This is a genomic window from Kangiella sp. HZ709, from assembly GCF_009674675.1.
GTDB lineage: Bacteria > Pseudomonadota > Gammaproteobacteria > Enterobacterales > Kangiellaceae > Kangiella.
The window spans coordinates 999,953-1,011,987 of sequence record NZ_WKJC01000001.1 but is presented as its reverse complement, the minus strand read 5'-3'; the positions used below and the strand labels follow the sequence as shown (position 1 = coordinate 1,011,987).

The following is a 12,035-nucleotide window of genomic DNA, read 5'->3' as shown; positions in this document are numbered from 1 at the left end:
TCTTAGAAGGCATCACCTAGTTTGAAGATTGGCATATACATTGCAACGATAATAGTACCTACTACACCGCCAATGAAAACGATTACGAAGGGTTCGATTAAAGAGCTTAAACCATCGACAGCATCATCAACCTCACCTTCATAAATGTCCGCAACCTTAGAAAGCATGGTGTCAACTGCACCTGACTCTTCACCAATGGCGACCATTTGGTTAACCATGTTAGGAAATACTCCAGTAGATTGCATCGCCATATTGATTTGCATACCAGTAGTTACATCATCTCGAATTTTCAAAATGGCATCGCGATATACTGCATTACCCGAAGCCCCTGCAGCTGATTTCAAGGCATCGACCAGAGGCACACCTGCAGCGAAAGTTGTTGCAAGTGTTCTGGCATAACGGGCAACGGCTGCTTTTTGAATCAGCGGACCAAATATGGGGAACTTCAGTAAAATCCTATCTTTTGTATCCCTAAAAACTTTGGAGTTGGTGTTGAAATAAGAGTAAGCAAAAATCGTACCCATAATTACACCTAGGTAAATATACCAATACTCTTGCGCACTTTCCGATGCGCTTACAACCATTTGGGTTAGCCCTGGTAAATCTGCCCCCGCTCCAGAAAATAAATCTTTAAACATAGGAACTACATAGATTAAAAGAATGGCCATAACAATTACTGCCACTACAAGCACTGCTGTGGGGTACATCATTGCTTTTTTGATTTTTGATTTTAATGCTTCAGTTTTTTCTTTATAGGTTGCTATACGATCAAGCATCTGCTCTAAAGTACCTGATTGCTCGCCGGCATGAATTAAATCACAGACTAAATCGTCAAAATGTTTAGGCTTATTACGAAGTGCATCGGCTATTGGGCTACCTGATTCAATGTCATTTTTAATGCCCATCACAAGATCTTGCATAGAAGGATTCTCATGACCTTTGCCAACGATATCCAATGACTTGACTAATGGTACACCAGCTTTGAGCATGGTAGCCATTTGTCGTAAGAAGACAGCTATATCAACAGGTTTAACTGCTTTTTTGTTAGCAGCGCCAAAAGAAAACAACTCCGCCTGAACTTTCTGCGGGTTAATGCCTTGTTTACGTAAAGCAGTTTTTACCGTAGCAGCATCGTCAGCCAGCATGCTTCCTTTAATCTTTTGTCCTTGTTTATTTACGCCTGTGTATTGAAAAGTTTTGGTCCTAATTTTTTTTGACTTGGACCCTCTTTTACTTACTGCTGTAGCCATAAATTTTTCCTATTTAATTGTTTCGCTATCTCAGATCGCTAATCTTGTGTCACACGATTGATTTCTGCAAGGCTTGTTAAACCAATTTTAATTTTATTTAAACCTGAACGTCTCAAGTCTGGAATATCTTCTTTCTTTGCTTGATCGGCTATATCTATCGCGTTACCGCCTTCCATAATAATACGTCCAGTTGAATCTGACAAAGGCATTACCTGGAAAATGCCAACTCGCCCTTTATAACCCATGGTGCATTTATCACAACCTACCGGTTCAAATATAGTTAAATCTGGCAGTTCTTCCTGTTTAAAGCCCTCTTTTAAAAGTGCTTCTTCAGGTAAATCTGAAGCTTTCTTACAATGTTCACACAACCTTCTTGCCAAACGCTGAGCCACTACTAAGTTAACAGTCGTTGCAATATTAAATGGTGCCACCCCCATATTGACCAAACGAGTCAGAGTTTCTGGTGCCGAATTTGTGTGCAGTGTCGATAATACTAAGTGACCTGTTTGTGATGCTTTGATAGCGATTTCAGCCGTTTCAAGATCACGAATCTCACCAACCAAAACTATATCAGGATCTTGACGCAAGAATGCACGCAGTGCCGAAGCGAAAGTCAAACCAGCTTTGATATTGACATTAACCTGATTAACCCCGTGTAAATTAATTTCTACAGGATCTTCTGCAGTTGAAATATTTTTATACTCATCATTGAGAATATTAACGCCAGTATAAAGGGTTACTGTTTTACCAGAACCTGTAGGGCCAGTAACTAAAACCATACCCTGTGGCTTTGATATGGCGTGCATAAAATCTTCTTTTTGCTTTTGCTCGAATCCTAGCGCGTCCACACCTAGCATTGCACTGGTAGGATCCAAAATACGCATTACGATTTTTTCGCCATATAAAGTTGGTAGAGTGTTAACACGGAAGTCGATGGATTTAGTTTTTGATATTTTTAATTTGACACGACCATCTTGTGGAACACGACGTTCGGATATATCTAAGCCAGAAATAACTTTTAAACGAGCGGAAATTCTTGAAGATAATTGCATTGGCGGGCTTGCGATTTCATGCAGCATGCCGTCGATTCGAAATCTAACACGGTACTTTTTTTCATAAGGCTCGAAATGTAAATCTGATGCGCCTTTTCTAATGGCATCTACAAGCATTTTTTTTACGAATTTAACCACCGGGGCATCATCGGCATCACCGCCTTCGTCTTGATGCTGGTCCGCTTGATCTTCATCAACCGCATCTAAGTCGATGTTATCTAGATCGCCGTCATCCATGTCAGCAAAAGCTTCATTTTCTTTAGCTTCAATTAATTTTTCTATTACAGTATCCAGTTTATTCGATTCAACCAATACCGCTTCAATAGACATTCCAGTTTGGAAACGAAGCTCTTCAAGTGTTTTTAAGTTTGTGGCGTCGGTTAATCCAACGAATAGCCTAGAACCCCGTTTATAAAGAGGAATTGCTCGGTGTTTTTTTAAAAGTTTAAGGTCGACAATATCCTCGGGGATATTAGAAACGTCGATAGAGGAAAGATCAAAGTAAGGGTTACCAAAAGCTATAGACTGTAATTTGGCAATCTCAGTAGGATTGATCCAGTTAGCTGAAACTAACCAGTCAAGCAGTTTTAGTTTTTCATTGTCTGCATTTGATCTCGCTTCAATCACTTTTTCTTCAGTCAACAAACCTTCGCTGACAATAAGGTGGGCTAAGCCCGATAAGTTGTTTTGAATCACTAGTATTAAGCTCGAGAATTATCCTTAGAAATCTATTCTATATCCTTGAATAAAAAAGATAAAAAGTCAATTTTTTGACAAAAAAAAGCGAGCTAAAAGCTCGCTTTTTATAGCAAATATTAATTACTATCTGCAGCTAGCAGGTAAGTATTGTGTTGCCATTGTGCCTGCAGCACATGCCCAAGATACAGAGCCAGCTGGAACTGTACCTGATGCTAAAGCAGCACCACCAGCTGTCGGAGTTAACGTAATAGTACCGCCAGAAGCTGCCGCTGTATATGTAATTGTGATAACACCAGTAGCGCCTGTTATGCCTACAGATGTAACGTTAGCTGTTGCAGTTGGAGCTACGAAACCTTGATCAAGAGCGTTACCCGAAGCAGCATTTTCAGAAATCAAAGTTTTAGCGCCAGAAGCTAAGCTTAAGCCATCTGTAACTTTAGCGCGGATTAAGTAATCCTGATAAGCTGGAATCGCTACTGCTGCTAAGATTGCTACGATCGCTACTACGATCATCAATTCGATAAGGGTGAAACCTTGGTTTTTCTTTTGCATGAGAAAATCTCCTAAAATAAAATATATAAAAAAACTTACATAAGAATCCGCTTTGTTAGTTTGTTAACACAAGCCAAGTCAAAGTTTTCTTGTGTAAGCAAATTCTGAGGTTAATAGTAATCGCCGTAAAAAAAATCGACAAGTATCTTTTGTAAAATTATTAAAAAAGCAAAGAAAAACATTTAAAATCAATGCTTTGGAACATTAAATGTGTTTTTTTTTAGTTTTGTAAGTTTGTGATGCAGTTCAAATAAAAGACCTTTTGGGATAAAAACTGACAAATTCTGTCATCAAATTTGCATCCTGTAGTCTAATTTTCAATATTTAGCACCTTAATCAAACTTAATTTTGTGTCGATTTACCTAATAGATATTCATCTTTTCTAGAATGAAATGATTTTAGGCAAAAAAAAAGCGAACAAAGTGTTCGCTTTGATTATAAACATTATTTTATCTACAGCTAGCTGGTAGATATTGAACTGCAATTGTCGTAGAACAATTCCAACTAGTTGAGCCTGTAGGCACGGTTCCACTAACAAGTGCTGCACCTGCGCCATCAGTAGGAGTTAGTGTGATGGTACCTCCAGTAACGGCCGCCGTATAAGTAACAGTGATAACGCCAGTAGCAGCAGTTATTGCAACAGATGCAACGTTAGCCGTTGCAGTTGGTGCGACAAATCCTTGATTTAGAGGGTTTCCAGCTGAAGCATTTTCGGAGATTAAAGTCTTAGCGCCAACTGCTAAGCTTAATCCATCCGTAACTTTAGCTCGAATAATGTAGTTTTGATAGGCGGGTATGGCTACTGCTGCGAGTATTGCAACAATAGCTACAACGATCATTAATTCTATAAGAGTAAAACCAGAACTTTTATTATTCATAAAGCTTTCCTATTCAAAGACATAGCTTACAGTAAGCAACACGAATAAAACCGATCAAAATACTCGCTAAGGTTGTAAGCACAAATTGTTATTAGATATTAAAGTGGCTTAAAAACATCGACAAGCTAGAACTTTTCTCTTTTACTGGAAAAAGTAAAATAAGATAAATAAAACAATAGCTTAAGAGGATAAAATTATATTTTTTAAGATCGTATTAACTTCCAAAATATTGTACGGGTTGGCATTTATCCCTTTAAATTGACAATAAATGTCACTGCAAGAAAGCGTAAACAGGCCTATAAAACAGCAAATTGATTACATACTTAACCTAAGAGATAGGTCTATTGCCGTGATATGTTTTGTTAATGCGCCGACTGAAATAAAGTCCACTCCAGTTTGGGCTATTTGATGCAAGTTTTCGATGGTCACATTCCCTGAAGCTTCTATTTTTGCGGTATGCCTATGGCTTTTATTAATAGTCACACCAGTTTTCATATCTTCAATGGTAAAATTATCCAGCATAATCACATCAGCCTCAGCATCAAGGGCCTGATCAAGTTGATTAAAGTTCTCGACTTCCACCTCAACCAAGATTGCCGGGTGATTTTTGCGAGCTTGTTTTACGGCTCCTTCAATTGAGCCATGAGAAGCGATGTGATTCTCTTTGATCAAAAACGCATCATATAAGCCTATCCGGTGATTACGCCCACCGCCACAAGTTGCGGCATATTTTTGAGCTAATCGAAGCATGGGTATAGTTTTTCGAGTATCCAGTAATTGGCAATTAGTGCCCTTAAGCTCTGCCACATAGCGGGCAACGGTGGTGGCAGTACCAGATAAAGTTTGTAAAAAGTTCATAGCGGTTCTTTCTGCAGTGAGGATATTTCGAGCATTACCCCTGACACGGCAAATGATATCGTTTGCACTGACCTTATCACCATCCTTGCATAACCACTCAATCTCAAGACTAGGATCGAGCTTATCAAAAACTGCTTGAAACCAATCACGACCAGCAATAACTGCATCTTCACGAGTGATTAATCGACCAGAGGCTATTTTGTCGTTTTCGATTAATTCGGCGGTAACGTCAATGCCACGATTATCATAATCGAAAGCGCCTAAATCTTCTGCTAAGGCAATCTCTACTGCTCGATCAATTTCTTTTTTAAGCGCTTCTTGATAAGGAATGTCCATCATAATTTTTTCTCACAGTCTTATGGTAATGGCTGTTTGTAATTTTAGTTTTGGTTTGCTTACATTTCAAAATCAATTATATACTGAGTTTAATTTTTTATTCTAATGCTTTTAAACATTCAATGGGTCTTATTCAAAATCACCTTTTAGTCGAAGCCAAACAAATTGCGTCTCCGCATTTTGATGAACGCCAAGATGAAGCGGATATTAGTCTCTTGGTCATTCATAATATTAGCTTGCCGCCCAATCAGTTTGGCGGTCCTTACATTGAAGATTTTTTTCAAGGCAAGCTCAATTCAAAGTTACATCCTTATTTTGAAACTATTAGTGATTTAAGAGTATCAAGCCATTTATTGGTTAAACGAGATGGTCAAATAGTTCAATTTGTACCCTTTAACCAAAGGGCATGGCATGCCGGGATATCGACTTTTGAGGGGCGAGAAGCTTGTAATGATTTTTCAATTGGTATTGAGCTTGAAGGGGCCGATGATTTACCCTTTACTCAAGAGCAATATAATCAGTTAGTAATCATAACCAATGCTTTAATCACAGCATATCCATTGCTAACCAAAGATAGGATTGCCGGTCATTCGGATATAGCCCCAGGCCGTAAAACCGATCCTGGTCATTATTTCCAATGGTCATATTATTTAGATCAAATTGACTCAGAGTTGTTATGAATGACAAGTTTTTCTGATAACTGAAAATGATTTGTTACAGAAGGGTAAAACATTCGGGCGAACTGAAACATACTTTTTGCTAGAATTTTCCTTAGAATAGCAATAATCATAAAGATAACGAGGAATAAATGGCCTTATTAGCACTGATAATCGCACTATTTGTAGAACATTATTTTCATAGAGATAAAAAAGGTCTCAATCAAACCGTGAGCCATCGTAAATGGTTTACCCAATACCAAAAAGCGATGACTGGGTGGTTTGGTGAGCAATCATGGTTTAAAAAGTGGTTTGGGCATGCATTGATACTGTTAGCTCCAGTGTTAGTTATTTATTGGGTTTTTGCATGGTATCACCACGATTTTTGGTATTACGGCGGCTTATTTGGCTCTTTATTTATGTTGGCGCTGGCTGTGTCTGTATTGGTACTGTGCCTTGGGCCTGAGTCACCTCGAAAAACACTAAATGTTTATTATAAAGCCCGCACGGAGCATGATGATGCTGCAGCGTTTGAGTCAGTAGGCGACCTAATTGATATTGAGGGCATCAATTCTGTTGAAGAACTCGATCAGCATGTATCTAAATTGATTTTCCAAAAATCTCAAACGCGATATTTTGCCGTTGCTATTTGGTTTATGATTTTAGGTCCCGCTGGAGCACTGTTATACCGTTTAACTAATTGGTTTGTAGAGGACCACCCTGAAGAAGGCTTTGCTTATAAACTTAACCTAATACTCGAGTGGATCCCGGCTAGAATCACGGCCTTAGCCTTTTTATTGGCAGGTGACATGGGTGCAGGCGTTAAGAAAATTAAATCAGACTTCTTAGACTTCGATGTGGATGGCGTAAAATTCGTAGAAGATGCAGGGTTCGCTAGTTTAGGCTTTTACGAATCGGACGATAAACGTGGCCCTTCAAGATGGGCGCTCAAGCTGTGTGAAAGAGCTGGTGTGATAATCTTTGCTTTAGTGGCTGTGATGTCCTTGTTAGGGTTGGGACTGTATTAATTAACACTGGTTAATTAATGAAAAAAACCGAAATAGCAATTTCGGTTTTTTTTTCTACAAATTTCAAACAACGAATATTGTTAATAATTACTATCTTTTTTACTTTTAAACTACTAGTATGTGCATAAATAAAAACTTCCAATTAATTAACAGAGGTTAATCAATTGTAGTTTTAAACCACCAAAAAGCATTCAATTTCAATAAGTTGCACATAAAAAAGTTATGCTAGCAAGACTGAAATTATTGCTTTTCTGGTGCTTCAAATAAGCTAAAAAGCTAGAAAAGGTTATGTTATGTCAGATAATCAGGAGTTAGATCCCTTAAAAACGGATGTTGATCCAATTGAAACCCAAGAGTGGATTGATGCACTAGAAGCCGTAATTAGTGAAGAGGGCGCTGAAAGAGCTCATTATTTATTAGAAAAGTTAGTGACCAAAGCTCGTGGAGCGGGTGCTCACTTACCTTTTGACCTAACTACTGCCTACCTAAACACCATCTCACCTTCTAACGAAGCGCATATGCCTGGTGATCCTGAAGTGGAAAAGCGCATTCGAGCTATTATCCGTTGGAACGCTATTGCGATGGTTTTACAGGCTACTAAAAAGGATTTGGACCTAGGTGGCCATTTATCAAGCTTTGCCTCAAGCGCAACTTTGTATGATGTGGGCTTTAATCACTTCTTCCATGCAGACGACGGTATTCATGGTGGTGATCTTATCTACTATCAAGGTCACTGTGCTCCAGGTATCTATGCACGTGCTTTCTTGGAAGGACGTATGTCTGAAGAACAAATGGCGAACTTCCGTCAAGAAGTTGACGGTAAAGGTATCTCTTCTTACCCGCATCCATGGTTGATGCCAGACTTTTGGCAGTTCCCGACTGTTTCTATGGGTTTGGGCCCTATTCAAGCAATCTATCAAGCCCGTTTTTTAAAGTATTTGGAAAATAGAGGTTTAGCGGATACTAAAGGCCGTAAGGTTTGGGCTTTCCTTGGAGATGGTGAAATGGACGAGCCTGAATCCAAAGGTGCTATCGGCTTAGCGGGGCGAGAAGGTTTAGATAATTTAATTTTCGTTGTCAACTGTAACTTGCAACGCCTAGACGGCCCTGTGCGCGGTAATGGTAAAATCATTCAGGAACTAGAAGGTGAATTCCGTGGCGCAGGTTGGAATGTTTTAAAAGTAATTTGGGGACGTTATTGGGATCCATTAATTGCTCGTGACACTGAAGGCCGACTATTAAAAGTGATGGAAGAAACCGTAGACGGCGAATACCAAAACTGTAAAGCCAAAGGCGGAGCTTATACTCGAGAACATTTCTTCGGGAAAGATCCAAAACTACTTGAGATGGTTGCTAATATGTCTGATAAAGATATTTGGCGCTTAAACCGAGGCGGGCACGATCCGCATAAAGTGTATGCGGCCTATCATGAGGCGGTAAATAGCAAAGGTAAACCAACGATAATTTTAGCCAAGACCGTTAAAGGTTATGGCATGGGTGATTCTGGTGAAGGTAAAAATATTTCTCACCAAGTTAAGAAGATGAACCTAGATGCCTTGAAGCACTTTAGGGATCGCTTCAATGTACCAATTCCAGATGAAAAGTTGGAAGAGATTCCATTTTACCATCCGGGAAATGATAGCCCCGAGATTAAATATTTACATGAACGCCGCTCCAAACTAGGTGGTTATTTACCAGCTCGTCGACAAGAGTCTCAATCTTTAGATATTCCGGAATTAAGCAAGTTTGATGCTTTATTAAAATCTACGGGTGAGCGACAAATCTCAACCACCATGGCATTTGTCCGTGCCTTGAATGTTTTGTTGAAAGATAAAACCTTAAAAGAACGCATAGTCCCCATTATTCCAGATGAAGCCCGTACCTTTGGTATGGAAGGTTTGTTCCGTCAAATTGGTATTTACTCATCTGTTGGCCAGTTATATGAGCCTGTAGACTCTGACCAAATCATGTATTACCGCGAAGACAAATCTGGTCAGATTTTAGAAGAGGGTATCAATGAAGCCGGCGCCATGTCATCTTGGATGGCTGCAGCGACCAGTTATTCTAGTAACGATTTGCCAATGATTCCTTTCTATATTCTATATTCGATGTTTGGCTTCCAGCGTATTGGTGATCTATGTTGGGCTGCTGGGGATATGCAAGCGCGTGGTTTTATTATTGGTGCTACTTCTGGCCGTACAACATTGAACGGCGAAGGTTTACAGCATCAAGACGGTCACAGCCATATGATTTCAAGTACGATCCCAAATTGCATCAGTTACGATCCAACTTATGCCTATGAAGTGGCCGTTATTATGCGTGAAGGGATGCGTCGCATGTATAAAAATCAAGAAAATGTGTTCTATTACATTACCACGTTGAATGAAAATTACGCGCATCCAGAAATGCCTGAAGGTGCTGAGGACGGCATTATCAAGGGCATGTACCAATTAGCTAAGGGCAAAAAATCTAAAAAGAAAGGGCTTAAAGTTCAGTTGCTATCCTCGGGCGCAATTCTGCCTGAAGTAGAAAAAGCTGCAGAACTTTTGTATGCCGATTTCGGTGTCAGTTCAGATATTTGGTCAGTCACCAGTTTCACAGAATTAGCGCGCGAAGGTCAATCGGTAGAGCGTGAAAACTTATTACATCCTGAGAAGAAAGCCAAGGCTTCTTATGTTGAAAAGTGTTTAGCTAAACAGGATGGTCCGGTGATTGCTGCAACCGATTATATGAAGTCCTATGCTGAACAAATTCGAAATTTTGTTCCTGCTAATTACAGTGTCTTAGGAACAGATGGCTATGGTCGTTCAGACAGTCGTGCGAATTTACGTCGTTTCTTTGAAGTGGACCGTTACTATGTGGCAGTGGCTGCACTGAAAGCACTGGCCGACGAAGGTGTAATTGATACCAAAGAAGTTACTAAGGCCATTAAACGTTACCAGATCGATGCTGATAAAGCCGATCCGATGACCCTATAACTGCTGATTGAAGGAGAAGAGCTTTGGACAAATTAACTAAAGTAACAGTTCCCGATATTGGCGATGCCAATGGGGTTGAAATCATTGAATTAATGGTTGCCGTGGGTGATACGGTTGAATTAGACGATGGTTTAATCGTGTTAGAAACCGATAAAGCTACTATGGAAGTTCCATCGAGTGCTGCTGGAGTCATTAAATCCATTGTGGTCAATGTCGGTGATAAAGTTTCGGAAGGAGACCTAATTCTCGAAGTTGAAATGGCGGATGACGACACTAGTTCAGAAAATAGCTCCGTTGCAGAAGACAAGTTAGAGTCAGAACAACAGCCAGCGCAAGTAGAGCAAGAGCAAATAACTGAGCCAGAAATTAGTAGTGAAGCACAAAGTAAAAAAATCATCATCCCAGATCTAGGTGATGCGGATGGCGTGGACGTGATTGAGATTTCAGTTTCGGTTGGTGATAGCGTTGAAAAAGATGATAGCCTTATTGTGCTTGAAACTGAAAAAGCTACTATGGAAGTTCCGGCGGAGACCGCTGGAACGATTGAAGCTTTGACAGTAAAAGTTGGTGATAAAGTGAGTCAAGGTGATCAGATTGGAACTATATTAGCTACGGCAACGAGAGAGCAGTTGAAGGTACCTGCGGTTGAATCAGAACCGGTTAAGTCAGAGCAAACTAAGGCTGAAAAGCCCGCTAAAGCTCCGGCAAAAGCTCCAGTATCAGATTACCCAGTTCAAGCGCCTAAAAAAGATGGCGTTATTCATGCAAGTCCTGCGGTAAGAAGGCTAGCAAGAGAGTTTGGCGCTGACTTATCCAAAGTAAACGGGACAGGCCCGAAAAATCGCATTCTTAAAGAAGACGTTCAGGCTTTCATTAAGTTTGAGTTATCGCGTCCAAAAGCCACTGCTGGTTCAGCGCAAGCGGCTCCTGATTTGCCTGAAATCGATTTTTCTAAGTTTGGCGAAGTGGAAACGACGCAGTTAACTCGTATTCAAAAAATTTCCAGCGTCACTTTGCAGCGTAACTGGAATTTGATTCCGCATGTCACTCAGCATGAAGATGCGGACATTACTGAGTTGGATAAATTTAGAAAATCGATGAAAGAAGAGGCAGCTCAATCTGGTGTACGCTTAACACCTTTAGCGTTTATCATGAAAGCATTAGTTGCCAGCTTGAAGGACTTTCCGACCTTTAATAGTTCCTTGGCGGCAGACGGCGAAACATTGGTCTTGAAAAAGTACTTTAATATTGGCGTGGCAGTTGATACCCCTGATGGGCTTGTAGTACCGGTAATTCGTGATGTGGACAAAAAGTCTGTCTATGAGTTAGCGAATGAACTTGGTGAAATGTCCGCAAAAGCTCGCGATAAAAAACTGACCGCTAAAGACATGCAAGGCAGCTCCATGACCATTTCAAGTTTGGGTGGAATTGGTGGCACAGCCTTTACCCCAATCGTTAATTGGCCCGATGTAGCGATTTTGGGTTTATCCAGAAACAAGGTGCAACCGGTATGGGATGGTAAGGAATTTCAACCGCGCATGATGTTGCCTATGTCATTATCTTATGACCATAGGGTTATCGATGGCGCTGTTGCCGCAAGGTTTATCGTGCATTTATCGAAAGTGTTAGAAGATATTCGACGGATAATATTGTAATTAGGGTGGTGATTTTTCGCCCAATTAAGGTAAAATACGCCACTTCAAAATTGAGGTGGCTATAAAACACTGGTTTTGGTCGGTGTTGGTCAT

General features: G+C 40.1%; 9 protein-coding genes. 4 read left to right on the top strand and 5 right to left on the bottom strand.

Going from position 1 to position 12,035, the window contains the following annotated elements:
• Positions 1 to 2: 2 nt before the first annotated feature.
• The 5 genes from GJS41_RS04525 to nadC form a co-directional block, all read right to left on the bottom strand.
• Entirely contained in the window at positions 3 to 1,250 is a 1,248-nt protein-coding gene (locus GJS41_RS04525) for a type II secretion system F family protein (RefSeq protein ID WP_154246129.1), read from the bottom strand.
• A 38-nt stretch (positions 1,251 to 1,288) separates the two neighbouring features.
• The gene (gene pilB / locus GJS41_RS04520) at positions 1,289 to 2,998 is read right to left on the bottom strand and encodes a type IV-A pilus assembly ATPase PilB (RefSeq protein WP_370515622.1); all 1,710 of its coding nucleotides are present in this window, start codon (positions 2,996 to 2,998) and stop codon (positions 1,289 to 1,291) included.
• A gap of 126 nt (positions 2,999 to 3,124) precedes the next feature.
• Positions 3,125 to 3,553: a pilin gene (locus GJS41_RS04515; protein ID WP_154246128.1), complete on the bottom strand. Its 429-nt coding sequence runs from the start codon at positions 3,551 to 3,553 to the stop codon at positions 3,125 to 3,127.
• Positions 3,554 to 4,002: 449 nt separating this feature from the next.
• Entirely contained in the window at positions 4,003 to 4,431 is a 429-nt protein-coding gene (locus GJS41_RS04510; RefSeq protein ID WP_154246127.1) for a pilin, read from the bottom strand.
• 315 nt (positions 4,432 to 4,746) lie between these two features.
• Positions 4,747 to 5,628, bottom strand: a complete 882-nt coding sequence (gene nadC / locus GJS41_RS04505; RefSeq protein WP_154246126.1) for a carboxylating nicotinate-nucleotide diphosphorylase — start codon at positions 5,626 to 5,628, stop codon at positions 4,747 to 4,749.
• A 119-nt stretch (positions 5,629 to 5,747) separates the two neighbouring features.
• Between nadC and ampD the strand changes: the two genes are divergently transcribed.
• The 4 genes from ampD (at position 5,748) to aceF (ending at position 11,942) form a co-directional block, all read left to right on the top strand.
• Positions 5,748 to 6,305: a 1,6-anhydro-N-acetylmuramyl-L-alanine amidase AmpD gene (ampD, locus tag GJS41_RS04500; protein ID WP_154246125.1), complete on the top strand. Its 558-nt coding sequence runs from the start codon at positions 5,748 to 5,750 to the stop codon at positions 6,303 to 6,305.
• A 128-nt stretch (positions 6,306 to 6,433) separates the two neighbouring features.
• Positions 6,434 to 7,309, top strand: a complete 876-nt coding sequence (gene ampE / locus GJS41_RS04495; RefSeq protein WP_154246124.1) for a regulatory signaling modulator protein AmpE — start codon at positions 6,434 to 6,436, stop codon at positions 7,307 to 7,309.
• Between the two features lie 293 nt (positions 7,310 to 7,602).
• Positions 7,603 to 10,287, top strand: a complete 2,685-nt coding sequence (gene aceE, locus GJS41_RS04490; protein WP_154246123.1) for a pyruvate dehydrogenase (acetyl-transferring), homodimeric type — start codon at positions 7,603 to 7,605, stop codon at positions 10,285 to 10,287.
• A 23-nt stretch (positions 10,288 to 10,310) separates the two neighbouring features.
• Positions 10,311 to 11,942 (top strand): dihydrolipoyllysine-residue acetyltransferase, encoded by a 1,632-nt coding sequence (aceF, locus tag GJS41_RS04485; RefSeq protein WP_154246122.1) that lies wholly within the window; start codon positions 10,311 to 10,313, stop codon positions 11,940 to 11,942.
• The last annotated feature ends 93 nt before the right edge of the window (positions 11,943 to 12,035 follow it).